We start from the raw sequence: 17,164 nt of genomic DNA on the forward strand, positions 1-17,164 counted from the left end.
AGCAAGAAGAAGGGAATCTGGTGGGGCAGGAATTACGGGGCAAAGTTTGCCAAGGGAAAGTACCTGGTCTTTGTGGATGCCGACACTGCCCTAAAAAGAAGATACCTCGAAGAGATACGGCACTACCTGGATAATGGATATGTGGGTATTTCTGCGGGCTTTGGGCTTACGGGAAATGACCAGAAAACCCGCGTACTGGAAGAGCTTGTAAATTACTACTGGATTGCCAACTCAAAAGTACGGCGAAAGCCGCTCATTGGGTTCAATGTTGCGGTTCCAAGAACCGCCTTTGACAAAATAGGCGGCTTCAAGAAAAAGAATGTCGAGGACGAGCAGCTTAACAGTGACCTTGCAGAAGTCGGCGAAATACTGTTCCTGAAGAAGCGCCTGGTTGTCACTTCTACGCGCAGGCTCGATGATTACGGCTTTTTTGGGATATGCCGGTATTACCTGGACCTGATACTTGTCGATAACCGGCTTGTGAAGGGAAACCCCTATGGCAGGTTTCTGAAGCATAAAAAGTACAAACCAGCAGGAAGACTTTAAATGGATACTGGGCTGGTTTGATATGCAATAGCCCGCCCATTAAAAGGAATCCCGGCTAGAGTACTGTTGAAGAGACTGCCCGTATTAGTTTATTCATAGTTCAGATATTATGCTTAAGAAGATACGGGGAGTAATAAGCTTAAGCAGATGGAAGGAGGTTTTTGATTCCACGATTGCGATAACTCTCGCTTCTCTTCTTTTTGCCGGGGGTGGGCTGGGGAGTCTGTTTTTTATCATTCTTTTTGCAAATCTTGTTGCCATGACCTACGCCTTCATGATAAACGATGTTGAGGATGCGGTGGAAGATTCAAAGGACATAAAAAAAAGACTTCGAAATCCAATCTGCAATGGAAGCTTAACAAGGAAGGAGGGTTTGATAGTTTCCAATCTGTTTTTGCTTGTTAGCCTAAGCGCCTATGCCTACATCGCATACCTGGTGGGTTCCTGGACCCTATTTTTAACGGGCGCTTTTACTCTGCTGGTTTTCTTTCTCTATTCCTACCGGGGGGTCCGGCTGAAAAATATTCCTGTGCTGGACATGCTCACACATATGTATATGCTCGGAGGGGCTATCTTCCTGATAACTCATCTGGCCTTCTCTTCAACCATGAGCATTTATGCCTTAGTGGCATTTATGGTGATACTGTGTTGTTCCGGCTATGGACAGCTTGAAAATGAACTCAGGGATTTCAGTACTGACAAAAAATGCGGTATGCGGACAACAGCTATCGTAATCGGCAAGAAAAAAGCCAAGACCCTGGAAGCATTACTATTGGGTCTGGCACTTTTGGGGGTGCTTTTCATAGGGGCAAGCTTAGAGAATTTAGCAGAATATGCAAAAGTTTATCTTGCTTCCTTTGCCATAATATTTGCCTTTCCTCTGCTGAGATTCATATCCGACAGAAAGTTTGATATTAAAAGGTGGTTTCAGGGATCACTAGTGATTTCGCTTATAGCAACAGCCGTTTGGATACTGTATACTGCCCAGAAGCTTGTTTTCTGAAACAGTAACCCTCGGGGGTGATTCAATTGCCGGCTGGTCAAGACTATGTGAAAAACAAAAGCATATTCTACTAGAAACTGCTAAAACTATTATGACCACCATAAAACTGACGTTCCTCGGAACCGGCGCAGCGATACCTACACTCAAGAGAGGGCACACCACACTCCACATCCAGTACCTTGGCGGCTCGGGGAGGTCAATACTTTTCGACTGCGGCGAAGGAACCCAGACCAACCTCATAAGGGCAGGAATAAACTTCATGGGAATCGACGCCATTTTCATAACCCACTGGCACGCAGACCACTTCATTGGGCTTTATGGGCTGCTCAACTCCATGGGGCTTGAAGGAAGGCAGAAGCCCGTAAGAATATTCGGCCCGCACGCAGACAAAATCGGGCCAAAGCTGTTGGAGTTCTACAAATTTCCCTATGCTATTGAGTATTACGACACCTACCGGGACGGGCTTGTTTATAACGGCGAGGAGTTCACAATCGAAGCGGCAAAGCTAAAGCACACGATAGATAATGTCGGCTACCGCCTTATCGAAAAAGGGCGGCTGAAGTTGGACAAAAAGCTCATCAAACAGATAGGGCTGTCGGGGCTCGAGTGCAAAGAGCTAAAAGAAAATGGAAAGGTCACAAAGAACGGAAAAAAAATCTCCCTTAAGGACGTTTCTTACAAAGTTCCCGGAAAAATTTTTGTCTATTCCGGCGACACGGTTTACCAGAAGAAAATGGAAAAATTCGCCAAAGATGCGGATATCCTAGTGCACGAATGCACGTGCTTTACCAAGGACGACCTCCAGGACAAGATGCACTCCTCATTCGAGGACATCCTTAAGCTCAAGGGATTTGCAAAGAAAGTCTACCTGGTGCACATTGGCAGGAAATACCAGAGCCACGAGGAGCTCCAGAAAGAAGCCGCAATATACAAAAACATCTTCTTTGCCAAGGACTTGGAGAAGATTGAGATATAAGTGGACCTTGAGCAGATTCAAAGAACATTTTTTTACTCGATGGTAAGTATTTAGAATAATCTAATCCTATTATGTCACTTGAAATATATGAAGGGGTACTTTACGGATGCAAGTACGGGCAGGGCCCAGAAGGCATACCTCCTGCACTCAATTTTGCAGTGATGAATGGCTTAACCGTCCTTAATGGAAAACCTTTATTTCAAACACCCGATATTGAACTCTATGCTAGCGAACTTGTAAAGAGACGTGGCACCGAGACATTCGAGTTCCTTAAGGGAGAAATCCTGACAACCCATTATGATGGAATGGTCCGAAGAATCGCACCCTTTTCGAGGGGGGAACGAGTATTTCTGACTCGAAGAGTTACGTACCCGACCCTTAAGTAAGGTACATTAGTCCAGTTGTTATACGCTTTTATTCTTACTTAGCGCCGGCCAAATCAGAAGTTATTTCCGTCCCATTGTGCCCTCCAAAGACCGCCCTTGATATTTCCTCAGGGTCTTTTCCGTTCACAATCAAAAGCCGAATGCTTTTTTCCTTCAAAAGCTCCGCGCCCTTCCTGCCAAACAGAAAGAACCTGCCAGGCGCTGTTTCCTGGGAGGCAAGAATTTCGAGGAATTCGCTGTAATTGAGCTTGTCGAGCTTTTTTGCCTGGGGGTTCTCCTTCGGGTCAGAGTCATACACCCCATCGACATTTGTTGCCTTCACCAGCAGGTCGGCTCCAAGATGATGGGCAAGCCTCGATGCGACGCCGTCAGTCGACTGTCCCGGCTCGGTTCCGCCGCAGACGCAGATTTTCCCGTTTCTCTCCGCAAGCTCAGCATGGATAAGCACGTCTTCGGTGCTTTTCGGAAGCCAGTTATGGGCTTTTTCCTCCAAAGCATACCTGAGCATATTCGCGTTCAGGTGCGTAAGCTGAATCGCAATATCATGCCCCTGCTCTTCCGGCAGGCCAAGCCCCCTCAGGACGCCAACATACTCGTTTTTCACGTGCCCTGCGCCCACAACCACATAAACGCTGTTTCCGGCGTCAGAAATCTTCCTGAGGACTGAAACAAGCCCCCGGACATATTCTGGCGTCAGGTTCCTGGTGACGACAGAGCCGCCCAGGTAAACGACGATTTTCATAATTTTTCTAGGAGAAAATTTACTTAGATTTATGAAACCCGGCAAATATTCTGGCAGGGATACAAGCAGCAGTTTCAGAGAGTTTGCAGAAAGGAAGAGTCGGGAGACTTCACACACCTACCCTCAGCATCTGCCTTCCCTCTATAAAGAAGACGCACCTGGAGATTCACCCTCGGGTATGGCAGGTATCACTCCTGCCGAGCCGATGCGCAAGAAAGCTGACCCAAAAAGGTATCCCTGCTGCTCTTTGTAAGGTAAATGACACTTTTCATAGAAAATCATCCGGGCTATTTTTATCCTCCGGCATTTCAGTATATGGACCGGCAGTTGTTAAGCAACCTTTCAGAAAATGAATTGTGTGGATTTTGCGAGATATTTGGGGCATATATGGAAGGTAAATTTGGTCAGAAATGGGGCAGCTTTATGCAAGTTTTTCGCTTTCTACTTGAACGAAATATCAACCATAATTCCGAATCGGAACAAAAATTGACCGCTCAGGAAATCTATGAGTGGGTATTGGCTGCAAAGGCAGACCTTAGAGTTGCCAAAATGGTTAATTCTATGAATCTGAAAGAGCAGAATTATCATCTTTCTGCATTGTCTGTATACCATCTCCAACAATCTGTCGAAAAAGCAACAAAAGCTTTTGGCTTGGATAGACAAATGATCCTTAGATCAGACTTAAAAGGTAAGGACCAAATAAGTCACGTGAGCCCAAAGGTTTTTATAAAGCGTTTAAAAGAAAAACTCCTGAACGAACCTTTAGGTATTTTTCTAAATAACTCAAAACTCAGAAGTCAGATAGAAATGTTCAGTGAGAATATTGAAGATAGGGTTTTTTTAAATCTAGAGGGCAAAAGAATAGGGGATTATTTAACTAACTCTAGAGAGATTTCAAGAAAATTCGAGAATACTCTTCCAGCCGTATTTAACAGAAAGTTCAGGAAGACTTGGAAGACAATTTCCGGAGGGGTTGCTGAAGCCATTCAGAAAAGTGAGTTGATAGATGAGAAAAATAAGCCTCATGCAGTAAAATTTGTGAGTGAAATTGACCTGCCCTTCGAGTGGAAATATCTCATCCACACTATGAGCTTCACAACAGGCCTATATTATTTATCAATCATTACCTATGCTCATGAAGCATTTACTCGGTATCCGGGCGGAAAGATTACACCCAGAGACTATACTGAAAATATGGGAATTGTCGCCAAATTCGATGAAATAGTAGAATATTTCGAGCCAATTTTAAATGAACTGGAGATAGACCTTGATCCAAATAAGTGAGGTCACCTGCCAAGAATCTCTTGCCTCACCCAGTCTGGCACTCCCGGCAGAGGCACATTCAAAAACCCGCTTACAATTAAGGACGTTGCCTTCTCCTGGCTCAATCCCCTTGACATGAGATATAATAGCTCCTTTTCAGCGACTTTTCCGATTGCCGCCTCGTGCGACAGGTCAACGCCGGGGTTTCTCGCATCTATTTCCGGGATTGACCTTAGCTCGGCCTTGTCCGAAAGCAAAATCCCCTTGCACTCGATGTGGCCCTTGGCCCTTGCAAGGCCGACAATTTTTCCCCTTGTTATCACTTTTGAAGACCCTTCAAGAATCGCCCTCGAGTTTATCGTCCCCACGCTTTCGTCCCCTGCCAGCTCTATCTCCTCGCCCATCTCGATCAGGGAGTTTTTCTTGCCGTAGAGAATCGTGTTGAAAATTGCCTTTCCTCCCCGCCCGCAAACCGCCTTTGGGAAGGCCTTAAGGTCCTTTACGGGCTTCATGCAGAGGTAATTGCTAACGTACGTTCCCTTGTCTTTTACCTGCACAGCCGTAACCGGCCTCACAGTGATATTTTCGCCCCAGTTGTGCACCATCGTAAAGTTCAGCGTTGCCCCCCTGCCGACATATACTTCGGAAACGCCGACATGAAGCCCGCTCTTAAGCGACTCGTGCGAAGCGCAGCCGCTGATTATTGTCGCGTCGCTTCCGTCCTCAGCAACAATTACATTGTGCAAAATCTGGTTTTTGCCCCTGTCCAAAAGCATGCAGCTCTGGAGGGGAAGCTCTACATGGCAGCCCTTGGAGATTCTTATATAATATCCGCCCTGGGGAGACTGCGCCATCCGGGCAAACTCGTTTTTTTCGGGAGAAACAAGCTTCCAGTACTTATCTTTCAGCCCGTATTTTTTGATTGCGTCATAAATGTCCATTATCTCGACAAGCCCCTTGTACTTCTGGCTTATTCCATCGAAGACTTTCCGGTCATCGACAAACATGTAGCTTCCCGCCCTGCCAGTGGGCTCGATTCCACACCGGGAAGCCATCTGGCTTTGCGCCTCACTTAAGCCCAGCATTTTTTCAAGATTTTTTCTCCCTATCATGTTCGCACTTTATGCAGGCCCCATAGCCATCTCTTGAAATAAGGTCAAATATGTGTTTTGGCTCTTCATGGCAGGCAAACCTGCCTTCAATAAGAACGCACCCCTTGTCTGACTTCAGGTGCTTAAGAATCGTCCCCTGGTGGGTTACGAGAATCGCAGCGGCTTTGCTCATCGTGATGTATTTCTGAAGCTCTGACGCTATTATCTTCAAACTCTCTATATCAACACCTGAGTCCGGCTCGTCAAGAAGAAGGAGCCGCGGCTTCATAAGGAGAAGCTGGAGCATTTCAGCCCGCTTCTTTTCGCCCCCCGAGAAGTGCACATTTATGTCCCTGTCAAGAAAATCAGCCATGCCAAATTTTGCGATGAGGCGCTTTTCCTCGTCTGAGAAGTCCTCCTTTCCAAGGCAAATCTTAAGAAGCTGCCTGAGGGTTACGCCCTCAATCTCAATTGGCTGCTGGAAGCCCAAAACCACCCCCAGCTTTGCGCGCTTTTCAATCGGAAACTCGGAAATCTCCCTGACACCAAGCTTTATGCTTCCCGAAACGCTGTAACCGGGAACCCCCGCAATCACCTTCAGAAGCGTCGATTTCCCGCTTCCATTCGGCCCGAAAACGGTAAGAATCTTCCCTTTGCCCAAATCAAGCTTAAGGTTTTTAAGAATCCTGCTGCCCCTGGTCGAGGCCGAGAGGTTTTTAATTGAGAGCATAAGATATGTTAAAAAACAAGGTATATTTGCAGCTTTCTCTTTGCATGCTATTTTGAGGAAATATTCAACACAATGCTATAATCAGTATCGGGCTTAAGAATCCCATTCATCAAATGCCCATCTCCTGAAACTTCAAGGTCTCCGACAAGCCATTCCTGTCGAACATCCTTGGTTGGATAAACGATAAGCTTGTCTCCAGGCCTTAGAGCGCCGGCACTATATAGAGTTTTGAAGCTTTCAAATCCCCTAAACCCCATACCCACTTCATATGTAGTGGGAGGCATTTTGGGCTTTTCCGAAGGTGAGCCAATATTGGTGAGCATAGAATGATATTAAGAGATGCTTTAAAGGGCTTTATTCAGTTGACTATAAAAAAGAATTCTACTGCAAGCGCCAAAAGACGCCTGTCGGCTACACCAAAAACTGCAGGTAGTTGAACAGGAAGCCCGTAAAGACAATTCCTACAGTCACCAGCCCAAAAAATAGGCCTATTAGCTTCCATTCCATAGCCCTCCGAAGAAGTATTGCCTCAGGAATGCTGAGGGCCGAAACTGACATCATGAAGGCAAGCGCAGTTCCAAGCGGGACGCCTTTTGCGAAAAGCGCAAAGGCAATCGGCAGGATTGCAACGCAGCTTCCGTACATCGGCACTCCCAGGATAACCACTAGCGGCACTGCCAATGCACCCGTTCCTTCAACCACGCGGCCAATAATTTCCTGCGGGACATAATTGTGGATAATTCCTCCTATTGCAACACTTACCAGAATCCACAGCCACAGCTTCCTCACGATAGACTTTGCCTCCAGGTAGCCGTACTTCAGGCGCTCCCTGTGGCTCCTGAAGATAATTTTCCTGAGCTTTCCGCTTTGCTGGCAGAAATCCTTATCAAGGTGTTTTTCAAGCCCCATCCTGCCAAGAAGGGCTCCAAGCAGGATTCCGATAAGGATTCCGCTTGCGGCATAGAAAAAAGCGATTTTCCAGCCAAAATACGCAAAAATAAGGATGAGGAGGTACTCATTCACCAGAGGCGAAGTGATAAGAAACGAGAACATTACTCCAAGGGGAACGCCTGCCCGGAGAAACCCAAAAAACAGGGGGATGGACGAGCAGGAGCAAAAAGGCGTGACCGCCCCGAAAAGCGCGGCCATGATATTTCCGATTCCATAGCGGCCCCTTGACATCGTGTCCCTGACCTTCTCCGGTGGAATAAAGCTCCTGAGGTATCCTATGGCCAGAATCATCCCAAACAGCAGAAGCAGGATTTTTGCCGAGTCGTAAACGAAAAAGTTGAAGAACTGAGCTATGGCTGAAGCCCGGTCAAGAAGCAAAACCTGATAAAAAAGAAAATCTACGATTTCCTGCAACATTAGTAGTCTTCTTCTTCAAAGTCGCCGCCACCGCAGCACCAGCATCTCCCATCGCATCCCTTATCCTCAGAAGACTTATCTGCCTTTTTGGCTGATTTGCCGGACATACCTTTTCCTGATTTTTCCACGACCATTAATTATATCTATATATTTATAACTATAAATACTTGCTATAGTTATGAAACCTGCTTCAAGGGTGTTCAAGGCACTCTGCGACGAAACGAGATTCAAATTGGTCGAAAACCTCCTCTGCGGGGAAAAGTGCGTCTGCGAGCTGATAAAGCCCACCGGAAGAGCGCAGTCGACAGTTTCCCTCCAGCTCAGAAAGCTCGAATCAGAAGGAATTGTAGAAAGCAGGAGGGCCGGAAAAAATATCTACTACCAGCTAAAAGATCCGCGGGTTTCCAAAATATTCAAAGTTCTGGGCTATAAGGTAAATGGCTAAATTCAAATGGAAATGAGATTAATGCAATTAGGTTTATAGGGCTCCAAGGGCAATAACGAGCAGCACGCCCACCACAAATGAAACAAGGGTTCCATACCCGGACACACGGCAACAGGAGCTTGGTATCAGCTCGTCAACAGAAATGTAAATCATAAGCCCCGCCGCAGCCCCAATCAAAAGCCCCACCACATCCAACGGAAAGTAGCTGGAAAGGTAATGCGCCGCGAAAAGCCCGATGAGCGTGGGTATAATCGTAGAAACCGAAACCAAAAATGCCTTCAGGCGGTTCCCATTAACCTTGTAGTAAGGGGCCGAGGTGCATATTGCCTCCGGAATGTCGTGAATTGCAATGGCCACAGCTATGGCAAAAGACAGCTTGAAGTCAGACGCCGAAACTATTCCCATGGCAAGCCCCTCCGGGAAATTATGCAGGAAAATTCCAAGGAAAAGGTAATAAACCGTCTTTTTCAGCTCAAGGTCTTTTGAGCCGCCGGCGCAAATAGAGGGATGGATATGAGGCACAACTTTGTCCACCAGAATCATCACGGCCGTTCCAAGCGCCAGCCCCGCAGCGCAGGTCCATATAGAAGACAACTCTATGCTCTCAGGGATGAGGTCAAGAAATGATATGGAGATCATAACTCCTGCCGCAAAAGACAGGAGGTTATAAACCATGAAATCCGAGGGCTTTTTAAGAACCCCGATAAGCGAGCCAATAACAGGCCCCAGGATGCAGACAGCCACTATTGCAAGGAGGTCCATAAACTAAGCAGCCAAATAAGTTTAATGTCAGTGTTAATGCCGCAAAAATCCTCGGGAGGTAAATTTTAAATATATATTCATAAAACATTATAGGTGAGTAAAATGCCAGCACTAGATAGAACCGGTCCAATGGGTCTTGGCCCAGGAACCGGATGGGGAATGGGAATCTGCTACAGCCCTTATGGGGTTTGGCCGGGAATGGGATACCGATATTCCGGCAGAAGGCCTGGCAGGCGGATGAGGCGATGGTCAATTCCTTTTGCCTTCGGACAATATGGGATATACGAGCAGCCGGAAGCGCCAGAGACAAGAGAGGAAGCAAGGGCCTACGCTGCAGAAGAAATCCAGCAGGCAGAGAGAATAATCGAAGAGCTAAGTGAATACATCCGGGAAATGAAGGAATACCTAAGCCAAACCAGGGAAGAGCAGAATGAGAGAAAGGCGTAAATGCCGCGATTGCTTTTTGTTTTGTTTATAAATATAGATTCATAACTATCTCTTATGCGAATATGAAAATTGCAATAAGTTCAACTGGAAATACGCTTGAAAGCGAAGTAAGCGAGGTATTTGCAAGGTGCCCATACTTTTTAATCGTCGAAACGGAAGGCAAAAGCTACCATCTGGCAGAAGCGGTAAAGAATGAGTACATAAACGCGGGAAGCGCTGGCATCCGGGCTGCAGAGCTGATTGCCGAAAAAGGCGCAAATGGCGTAATCGCGGGGGACTTTGGCCCGAGGGCAGTCGATGTTCTCAGCCAGTTCAACATAAAGGCATGGCGCAAAAAAGGCGCTGTAAAAGAAGCCCTGGAAGAAGTCCTCTCAAAGCCCGCAGAAGAAGAGGGAACAGAATAATGATTATTGCTGTGCCTACCGAAGGCAAAAAGGGAATGGATGAAAAAGTTGCCCTGCACTTTGGCAGATGCGAAACCTATACGCTCATAGATGAAAACGGAAAATTAATCGGCATTATAGGCAACACAAGCGAGCACATGGGCGGGGTTGGGCTTCCGCCGGAACTTCTCAAAAAACACGGCGCTGAAGTTCTACTGTGTGGAGACCTGGGGCCAAGGGCAATTGAAATGTGCAAAAGCTTGGGAATAGAGGTCTGGATATCCAGAGCAGAAACCGTAAAAGAAATCCACCGCCTATGGAAGGAAGGCAAAGCCAAAAAGGCAGGGCCTGAAGATGCCTGTGAGGAGCACAGAAAATGAAAATTGCAGTTACCGGAGGAAAGGGAGGCACCGGAAAGTCAATGGTTGCAACGTCTCTTGCCGTGGAATTTGCGAAAATAAAAAAGACTATGCTTGTTGACGCCGATGTCGAGTGCCCAAACGACTACCTGATGCTCTCCATAAAGAGAAGGGCTCTTGGAAAAATCTGGCAGCCAATACCAAAGTGGGACTTCAAAAAATGCACAAAGTGCGGCAAGTGCGCCTTTGCATGCAAGCAAAACGCAATCGCTTTTGCAAAAGGAAAATACCCTGCCTTCATAAAAGAAAACTGCATCGGCTGCAAGGCCTGCCTGCTGGCATGCCCGGAAAACGCAATAAGCGAGGACAGAAAGGAGATTGGAAAGGTTCACACCGGAAATAATTACGGGGTCTACCTTGTTTCAGGCGAGCTGAAGCTTGGAGAGCATGCTTCCGGAGAAGTGGTTTCGGAGCTTAGAAAGCGCTCTGACGAGCTAAGCGCAAAGCGGGGCTCGGAAGTGGTGATTATAGACTCTGCCGCGGGAATCGGCTGCCCGGTCATAGCTTCCCTTGTCGGAACCGACTATATTGTCGCAGTTACGGAGCCCACCCCCGCGGCGTTTCAGGACCTCAAGAGAATTCTTTACCTTGCAGGGCACTTCAAAATCAGGCACGGGCTTGTCATAAACAAAAGCGACCTGGACACGGAATTCTGCAAAGAGGTGGAAAATTTTGCCAGGAAAAAAGGCATCCCAATCCTGGGAAAAATTCCTTACAAAAAAGATTTTGTCAGGGCTGCCGTTAAAATGAAGCCGGTAACCGACTTATACCCAAAATACAGTAAACTTTTTGGAAAGCTCGCCATGAAAATTTCATCTGAAGTAAGGCGCTAAATGCAACTGGCAATTTCATCGCTCAGGAGCACTATCCTTATCTTGCCCTTGTTTTCCTTGGTTATGATGCCCCTCTCCTGAAGCTTTTCAAGTATTCGAAAAGTCTTTACCTTTCCAAGTCCCGTCTGCTGCGAAAGTTTTGCCTGGGTGCTCTTCCCCCCGCTTTCCAGAAGCGATGACACCACAAGACCTTCCTCCTTTGCCAGAAACTTCTTGATGGCCTCCAGGCCAAGGCGGTTTTTTGGGATAAAAGAGTATGCGATTGCGCTGCCTATAAAAAGCCCGATTGAAGCCACAAGAGGTATGCAAAGCGGAATTGGAAAGCTGCAGGTGCAGGAATTTCCGCTCTGGATATTTTCCTGCGCGTAAAGGGACATCGCGGACACTATGAATATGAAAGCCGAAAGCATAAGGACTCCAGTAAGCACCTTTTTTTGCTTTTCCATAAGGATTTCATATTTTGAAACCTAAATATATATAATGTTTCAGACGTCTTTTTTCATGGAAAATGGCAATTTTTCCCAGGCCGTTCTGGCTTTGCTGATTGCAGTGTCTTTGGTGTCAACTTTGATGCCATTTCCTGCGATGGCGCAGGAAGAGCACGATACTGTCGCGATAATGTTCTGGGCCGAAGGATGCCCTCACTGCGCTTCAGAGAAAGAATTCCTGAAGTCAATGGCGGAAAAATACCCTGCCTTCAGGGCAGACCTGTATGAAGTTGCTTACAATGAGTCCAACCGCGAACTCTTCTCGGAGTTTGCAAAGTGTTACGAGGGAAGCGTCCAGGGGGTTCCGGTGCTCATTCTTGGAAACGACTACCTGACCGGGTACTCCGATGCTTACTCTGCGGAATTCGAGGAAAAAATCCGGCTTTGCATTGAAAACGGCTGCCTTGACCCTTATGAACGTCTTGAGGAATACCGGGAGAACCAATCCTGCATAGACTCAAACCAAACCGTCAACCAGGACATAGATATTCCGTTCATAGGAAAAATCGACGCTGCCGAGATGTCACTGCCCCTCCTTGCTGTAGTCATCGGATTCCTGGATGGCTTCAACCCCTGCGCATTTTTTGTCCTGTTCTTTCTTTTGAGCATGCTGGTCTATGCCAAATCAAGAAAAAGGATGCTGCTTATAGGTGGAATATTCGTGTTCTTCTCTGGCTTTGTATATCTCCTCTTCATGGCGGCGTGGCTAAGCTTCTTTCAGGTTGCAGGAGCCCTTCCAATAGTAACCACTTTCGCAGGGCTTGTCGCGCTCATTATCGGAGCCGTCAATGTAAAGGATTTCTTTTTCTTCAAAAAAGGGGTCTCATTTTCCATATCTGACGAAAACCGCTCCAGGCTTGCAAGGCGGATGAGGGAGCTCCTGAAAGCGGATTCCCTGCCCACCCTTGTTTTTGCCACTGCAGTGCTGGCCATTGCAGCAAACAGCTATGAGCTTTTGTGCACTGCCGGCTTTCCAATGGTGTTTACAAGGATACTTACAATGAATAACCTTTCCTCGCTTGAATACCTGTCATACCTTGTCCTTTACAACGCAGTATATGTGCTGCCGCTGCTGACCATAGTCATTATCTTCTCCTATACCATGGGGGCAAGAAAGCTCACCCAGGGTGAAGGGGAAATCCTGAAGCTGCTGTCCGGGCTCATGATGTTCTTCCTGGGAGCCGTCCTTATCTTAAGCCCTGCGCTCCTGACAAACCTGCTTGCAACAGCGATTATTCTCTTGTTTGCGGTCTTATCTGCCAGTGTAATAGTGCTTGCCAAAAAAGCATTTTTTCAGGAAAACATTTCTCCAGGGCAGGGCCTGGGGGAAGAAAGAAGAAAAGATTTAGATGGAAAAAGAGGCGATAATTTATGAAGTACAAAAACCATGACCTGCCAGAAAAACTCCTCTACAATTGCGACTCCGCCTGGCTAAAGATTGACGGAGATGTGGCAACCCTTGGGATAATCGAGCCGGTCGCTAAAGCCATAAAGGAGTTCCTATTTGCAAAACTTCCCGAAAAGGGCGGGATAAAAAAGGGCGAGGTCTGGCTGTCGCTTGAAGCCCTGAAGTGGTCGGGCCACCTAAAAAGCCCGGTATCCGGGGAGGTAGTTGAGGTAAACGAAAAGGTCTACGACGAGCCGGACCTGATAAACAAGGACCCTTATGGCACATGGATCATTAAAATCAAGCTTTGCGACAAGTCCGAGATAAAGGAGCTTAAACGCCCTGAACAAATTGTACCCTGGCTTGATGAGGTGATAAAGTAAAATGTCAGAAGTAAAAGAGCTGGTAAAAGACATTGCTGGAGTGATGAGCTACCTTGGAGAAAATACGCCTGAGCAGATGGAAAAGTTCAAGGGGCTTCTTGGCTCTGCATCAAAAGAAGGGGCGCTCAGCGAAAAAACGAAAGAGCTGATATTTGTAGCTTTGGCTGTGCATGCCAGATGCGACAAGTGCATCGCCTACCATGTTAAAAAAGCCGTAGAAGCCGGCCTCGGAAAAGAGGAGATTTTGGAGGCCTCGTGGGTTGCGGTTGCTATGGGCGGAGGCCCGGCTCTGGCGTATATGTCCCTGGTCCAAAAAGCGCTGGATGAATTCAAAAACTAGATTTTTCTTTTCGCCTTTTCGCTTACATTTAAAAATATGGAAAAGTGGCGCCTTCTGGAGCCGGAAAAACAGGACGATTCATTCCTGAAAATGGCAAAGGAAGAGGCAATACTCAACTCCGTTGCGTCGGGAAAATCCCCGCCAACCCTGAGGTTCTACTCCTGGAAAAGCCCGGCAGTTTCCATTGGCTACTTCCAGTGCGCCCAAAAAGAGCTTTTTCTGGACCGCTGCAGAAAAGACGGTCTTGAGATATTCAGGCGGCTCACCGGGGGTGGGGCGGTATATAAATGCCCTTTCGGAGAGATGAACTATAGCTTTATTGCGCCGGAAAACCACCCCCTGATTCCTAAAGACATCCCGCAATCTTATGCGCTCATATGCGGAGCAGTAATGAAGGGCCTTGAGAACTTAGGGCTTTCGCCCACCTTTAAGCCGGTAAATGACATTCTCATCAACGGAAAAAAGGTCTCCGGAAACGCGCAGACTCGGGTAAATTCCTGCCTCCTGCAGCACGGAACGATACTTATTGATTTTTGCGGAGACAAAATGGCGCCTTATCTAAGGATAGACCCGGAGAAAATGAGGCAGCGGGGGGCGGACTCGGTTGCAGACCTTGTAACGTGCCTCAATTCCTGTTCAGGCCGCCAGGTGCTTCAGGAAGATGTGGCTAAAGAGGTCACAAGGGGCTTTGAAAAAAAATTCGGCATTCGCTTTATTGCGGGAGAACTTTCAGAAGAAGAGGAAACCGAAGCCCACGCCCTGTCAGAAAACAAATACGCAACGGAAAAGTGGAACTTCTGGCGCTAGAAAAAACAAAACCGTAAAGACAAAGAATAAAAACCTTAAAAAACCAAAAAAAGAAAAGACCTACTTGGCAGGCTTTTCCTTCCTGAAGCACAAAAACCAGTCAAGGCAGTATGTGCCTTCCTCTTTTTTCTCGACCCTCTCTTTAGCGGCTCCGCATGAGCCCGGGGCTGGAACAATTACATCTTCTCCGGGCTGCCAGTTTGCAGGAGTTGCGATTTTCTCCTTGTCTGCTTTCTGAAGGGCGATTACCATCCTCTTTATCTCCTGCATGTTCCTGCCGCAGGAAAGCGGGTAATATAAAACCGCCCTTACCTTTGCCTTGTCGTCAATGATAAACACTGCCCTTACTGCCTGAGTAGTCGAGGCATTTGGCTGGACCATTCCGTATTTTTTCGCAACGTCCATTTTCAGGTCCTCGATTACTGGGAAATTCACTTCAACGTTTTTCATTCCCCGAAACTCGATTTTCTCCTTTATTGTCCTAAGCCAAGCAATATGCGCGTATATGCTGTCAATGGAAAGTCCGATAAGCTCTGTGTTAAGCTTCCTGAAGTCCTCCTGCATTGTCGCAAAAGTCATGAATTCTGTGGTGCACACGGGAGTGAAGTCCGCAGGGTGGCTGAAAAGTATCACCCACTGCCCTTGTAGTCTTCCGGGAAGTTTACTTCTCCCTGAGTCGTCTTTGCCTTGAATGCCGGCGCCGGGTCTCCGATTAGTGGCATCTTTTCGCATTCCTTTGTTTCTCCTTCCATAAGACTAGCTTCCTTCCCTATATATACAAGCTTAAGCAGGGCCCGAGAAGCGTCCAAAATCAAATCCAACGCCTCACTCTTTTTCTATAGCCCGAATAATCCGTGCCAAATTTACGCTCAAGGTTTCTCTCTTCCATGGGAATGAACCAAGTTTCGGTTATTAAGATAAACGCTGCAGGGGCAATCAGTGAGGAAAGCGATCCCAGAAAAACGGCTGTCCCCAGCAAGATCAACATCATTCCCAGGTACATCGGATGCCGGCTTATGCGAAAAGGCCCTGTAGTGACAAGAGTACTCGGCACTTCATGGGGCTTGACCGTGGTCTGCTTTTTCCTGAAAAGCTGGTCCGACCATAGGTTCAGGATAATTCCAAGCAAAATCAGTGCAGCGCCAATGTAATTCCAGGGGGGATAAAAAACACTGGGGGCAGGAAAAGAAAAATGGAGAGCTATTGCAAGCAGAAGCAGAAATGCAAAGTATGCCGGCGGCATGATTTTCGGAGTGGTTTTTTTATTTACGTCTGGAGCACAATCAGCGTCATATTGATGGCGGGGGCTCTTCCGGGGTCTGGAGAATCGGGGCATAATCTTAGGTTCCGATGAAATTCCTTAAAAGAACTCCTATCAAAAAGCTCAATGTTGCCACACCCAGGCTTATCGCAGCCATCTCAAGGAACCGCTTCCAGAAGGGTGTTTCCCTGACAACTGAAATGTAGAGGGTAAAAGCCACGATGATTGAAAGCGCAATCAGGACTGTGGAAATGATGGAAAGGAAAACATTTCCAAAAACTAGGAAAGGAAATATCAGGGCACCAACTGTGAGGAGATAGGCAAACCCAGTGTAAACTGCCGCTTTTAACGGGCTTCTCCCTTCAGCTTCGGTCTTCGTAGAGAGGTATTCTGAAGCCGCCATTGAAAGGGATGCGGCAACTCCCGTAATCAGCCCTACTGCCGCTATCAGCCGCGAATCCTGAAGGGCAAAGGTAAATCCAGCCAGGGCCCCGGTAAGCTCTACAAGCGCGTCATTAAGCCCAAGCACGATGGAGCCGGTGTACTTAAGCCGATCCTCGCTTATCATCCGGACGAGAGCTTTCTCATGGCGGTCTTCATCACGCGCAATTTTCATCAGACCATGAATAGACTGGGAAAGGCTCCTGTAGGCAGACTCCGCGCTTTCCTCCCCGTTTTCCATTAGCTTTATGCCAAAGGTTATGCCCAGAACCCTTGAAAGAAACAGGTACCACCATACCTTGAGCCGGTCGGGCTTCATTTCAAGCCCCGTGTATTTTTTCAGGAGCAGGTAATGCTTCATCTCGTCTTTTGCTAATCCCAGGAGAACCTTATTGTTTTTCTTGATTTTAGAAGATTCTGCAAGCTTCAGGTAAATCATATGCTCGGTTATTTCATTTTTCTGGAAAGTTTTAAGCTTCTCAATATCCTCCTTGCCAAGAGTCCCTGAAGAAGAAATTTTCATAAGTGATTTCTGCAAAAGTAAAGTATAAATAGTATTATGAATATATATTCATATGAGGTGATATGAAATATGCCAAACTTTGATGGAACAGGACCAAACGGAAAAGGACCAAGAACAGGAAGACAAATGGGAAATTGCAA

The 17,164-nt window shown here is 47.0% G+C and carries 25 protein-coding genes and 1 pseudogene; 16 read left to right on the forward strand and 10 right to left on the reverse strand.

What is annotated here, in order from left to right:
* From JW727_00820 to JW727_00835, 4 genes are all read left to right on the forward strand, one after another.
* Positions 1 to 546: glycosyltransferase (locus tag JW727_00820; GenBank protein ID MBN2094567.1), on the forward strand; the 546-nt coding region annotated here is incomplete at its 5' end.
* Positions 547 to 655: 109 nt separating this feature from the next.
* The gene (locus JW727_00825) at positions 656 to 1,549 is read left to right on the forward strand and encodes a UbiA prenyltransferase family protein (GenBank protein MBN2094568.1); all 894 of its coding nucleotides are present in this window, start codon (positions 656 to 658) and stop codon (positions 1,547 to 1,549) included.
* 91 nt (positions 1,550 to 1,640) lie between these two features.
* Positions 1,641 to 2,525, forward strand: a complete 885-nt coding sequence (locus JW727_00830; GenBank protein ID MBN2094569.1) for an MBL fold metallo-hydrolase — start codon at positions 1,641 to 1,643, stop codon at positions 2,523 to 2,525.
* Between the two features lie 71 nt (positions 2,526 to 2,596).
* Positions 2,597 to 2,911, forward strand: a complete 315-nt coding sequence (locus tag JW727_00835; GenBank protein ID MBN2094570.1) for a hypothetical protein — start codon at positions 2,597 to 2,599, stop codon at positions 2,909 to 2,911.
* A gap of 34 nt (positions 2,912 to 2,945) precedes the next feature.
* Here the strand turns inward: JW727_00835 and pyrH are convergent, their stop codons facing one another.
* Positions 2,946 to 3,653 (reverse strand): UMP kinase, encoded by a 708-nt coding sequence (pyrH, locus tag JW727_00840; protein MBN2094571.1) that lies wholly within the window; start codon positions 3,651 to 3,653, stop codon positions 2,946 to 2,948.
* Between the two features lie 31 nt (positions 3,654 to 3,684).
* Here pyrH and JW727_00845 point away from each other — a divergent pair, with 31 nt between their 5' ends.
* Positions 3,685 to 3,906 carry a hypothetical protein gene (locus tag JW727_00845; protein ID MBN2094572.1) on the forward strand — a complete coding sequence of 74 codons (222 nt, stop codon included), beginning with the start codon at positions 3,685 to 3,687 and terminating at the stop codon, positions 3,904 to 3,906.
* 62 nt (positions 3,907 to 3,968) lie between these two features.
* Positions 3,969 to 4,937: a hypothetical protein gene (locus tag JW727_00850; protein MBN2094573.1), complete on the forward strand. Its 969-nt coding sequence runs from the start codon at positions 3,969 to 3,971 to the stop codon at positions 4,935 to 4,937.
* Between the two features lie 2 nt (positions 4,938 to 4,939).
* Here the strand turns inward: JW727_00850 and JW727_00855 are convergent, their stop codons facing one another.
* The 4 genes from JW727_00855 to JW727_00870 form a co-directional block, all read right to left on the reverse strand.
* Positions 4,940 to 6,028 (reverse strand): SufD family Fe-S cluster assembly protein, encoded by a 1,089-nt coding sequence (locus JW727_00855; protein MBN2094574.1) that lies wholly within the window; start codon positions 6,026 to 6,028, stop codon positions 4,940 to 4,942.
* On the reverse strand, positions 6,006 to 6,737 hold the full coding sequence (locus tag JW727_00860) for an ATP-binding cassette domain-containing protein (GenBank protein MBN2094575.1): 732 nt from the start codon (positions 6,735 to 6,737) through the stop codon (positions 6,006 to 6,008). Before JW727_00860 ends, JW727_00855 begins: the two co-directional genes overlap by 23 nt.
* A gap of 47 nt (positions 6,738 to 6,784) precedes the next feature.
* Positions 6,785 to 7,060, reverse strand: a complete 276-nt coding sequence (locus JW727_00865; GenBank protein ID MBN2094576.1) for a hypothetical protein — start codon at positions 7,058 to 7,060, stop codon at positions 6,785 to 6,787.
* A gap of 88 nt (positions 7,061 to 7,148) precedes the next feature.
* Positions 7,149 to 8,105 carry a permease gene (locus JW727_00870; protein MBN2094577.1) on the reverse strand — a complete coding sequence of 319 codons (957 nt, stop codon included), beginning with the start codon at positions 8,103 to 8,105 and terminating at the stop codon, positions 7,149 to 7,151.
* 178 nt (positions 8,106 to 8,283) lie between these two features.
* Here JW727_00870 and JW727_00875 point away from each other — a divergent pair, with 178 nt between their 5' ends.
* Complete coding sequence (locus JW727_00875; GenBank protein ID MBN2094578.1) at positions 8,284 to 8,550, forward strand: winged helix-turn-helix transcriptional regulator; 267 nt, start codon at positions 8,284 to 8,286, stop codon at positions 8,548 to 8,550.
* A gap of 33 nt (positions 8,551 to 8,583) precedes the next feature.
* Here JW727_00875 and JW727_00880 read toward each other — a convergent pair whose 3' ends face one another.
* The gene (locus JW727_00880; protein MBN2094579.1) at positions 8,584 to 9,312 is read right to left on the reverse strand and encodes a ZIP family metal transporter; all 729 of its coding nucleotides are present in this window, start codon (positions 9,310 to 9,312) and stop codon (positions 8,584 to 8,586) included.
* Between the two features lie 102 nt (positions 9,313 to 9,414).
* Here JW727_00880 and JW727_00885 point away from each other — a divergent pair, with 102 nt between their 5' ends.
* The 4 genes from JW727_00885 (at position 9,415) to JW727_00900 (ending at position 11,394) form a co-directional block, all read left to right on the forward strand.
* Entirely contained in the window at positions 9,415 to 9,759 is a 345-nt protein-coding gene (locus JW727_00885) for a DUF5320 domain-containing protein (GenBank protein ID MBN2094580.1), read from the forward strand.
* Positions 9,760 to 9,821: 62 nt separating this feature from the next.
* Positions 9,822 to 10,163 (forward strand): NifB/NifX family molybdenum-iron cluster-binding protein, encoded by a 342-nt coding sequence (locus tag JW727_00890; GenBank protein MBN2094581.1) that lies wholly within the window; start codon positions 9,822 to 9,824, stop codon positions 10,161 to 10,163.
* Entirely contained in the window at positions 10,163 to 10,522 is a 360-nt protein-coding gene (locus JW727_00895) for a NifB/NifX family molybdenum-iron cluster-binding protein (GenBank protein MBN2094582.1), read from the forward strand. Before JW727_00890 ends, JW727_00895 begins: the two co-directional genes overlap by 1 nt.
* Positions 10,519 to 11,394 carry an ATP-binding protein gene (locus tag JW727_00900; GenBank protein MBN2094583.1) on the forward strand — a complete coding sequence of 292 codons (876 nt, stop codon included), beginning with the start codon at positions 10,519 to 10,521 and terminating at the stop codon, positions 11,392 to 11,394. Before JW727_00895 ends, JW727_00900 begins: the two co-directional genes overlap by 4 nt.
* On the opposite strand, the gene JW727_00905 is transcribed toward JW727_00900, so the two are convergent.
* Positions 11,391 to 11,840, reverse strand: a complete 450-nt coding sequence (locus JW727_00905) for a hypothetical protein (protein ID MBN2094584.1) — start codon at positions 11,838 to 11,840, stop codon at positions 11,391 to 11,393. The two genes, JW727_00900 and JW727_00905, sit on opposite strands and share 4 nt — an antisense overlap.
* A 34-nt stretch (positions 11,841 to 11,874) precedes the next feature.
* Between JW727_00905 and JW727_00910 the strand changes: the two genes are divergently transcribed.
* From JW727_00910 to JW727_00925, 4 genes are read left to right on the forward strand one after another with little or no spacing between them, the layout of a single operon-like run.
* Positions 11,875 to 13,257 (forward strand): hypothetical protein, encoded by a 1,383-nt coding sequence (locus tag JW727_00910; GenBank protein MBN2094585.1) that lies wholly within the window; start codon positions 11,875 to 11,877, stop codon positions 13,255 to 13,257.
* Positions 13,254 to 13,652, forward strand: coding sequence for a glycine cleavage system protein H (locus JW727_00915; protein ID MBN2094586.1), 399 nt, complete (start codon positions 13,254 to 13,256; stop codon positions 13,650 to 13,652). The genes JW727_00910 and JW727_00915 overlap by 4 nt, the downstream gene beginning before the upstream one ends.
* A 1-nt stretch (position 13,653) precedes the next feature.
* Positions 13,654 to 13,992 carry a carboxymuconolactone decarboxylase family protein gene (locus tag JW727_00920; GenBank protein ID MBN2094587.1) on the forward strand — a complete coding sequence of 113 codons (339 nt, stop codon included), beginning with the start codon at positions 13,654 to 13,656 and terminating at the stop codon, positions 13,990 to 13,992.
* 36 nt (positions 13,993 to 14,028) lie between these two features.
* The gene (locus tag JW727_00925) at positions 14,029 to 14,799 is read left to right on the forward strand and encodes a lipoate--protein ligase family protein (GenBank protein MBN2094588.1); all 771 of its coding nucleotides are present in this window, start codon (positions 14,029 to 14,031) and stop codon (positions 14,797 to 14,799) included.
* Positions 14,800 to 14,859: 60 nt separating this feature from the next.
* On the opposite strand, the pseudogene JW727_00930 reads toward JW727_00925, so the two are convergent.
* The 3 genes and pseudogenes from JW727_00930 to JW727_00940 form a co-directional block, all read right to left on the reverse strand.
* Positions 14,860 to 15,521 (reverse strand): annotated as a pseudogene (locus JW727_00930) (peroxiredoxin).
* Positions 15,522 to 15,610: 89 nt separating this feature from the next.
* Complete coding sequence (locus JW727_00935) at positions 15,611 to 16,135, reverse strand: isoprenylcysteine carboxylmethyltransferase family protein (protein ID MBN2094589.1); 525 nt, start codon at positions 16,133 to 16,135, stop codon at positions 15,611 to 15,613.
* Positions 16,136 to 16,139: 4 nt separating this feature from the next.
* Positions 16,140 to 17,024 (reverse strand): VIT1/CCC1 transporter family protein, encoded by an 885-nt coding sequence (locus JW727_00940; protein ID MBN2094590.1) that lies wholly within the window; start codon positions 17,022 to 17,024, stop codon positions 16,140 to 16,142.
* Between the two features lie 69 nt (positions 17,025 to 17,093).
* On the opposite strand from JW727_00940, the gene JW727_00945 reads away from it, so the two are divergent.
* On the forward strand, positions 17,094 to 17,164 hold a 71-nt coding region (locus JW727_00945; GenBank protein ID MBN2094591.1), incomplete at its 3' end, for a DUF5320 domain-containing protein.

This window comes from Candidatus Aenigmatarchaeota archaeon, from assembly GCA_016932615.1.
Classification (GTDB): Archaea; Aenigmatarchaeota; Aenigmatarchaeia; order QMZS01; family QMZS01; genus JAFGCN01.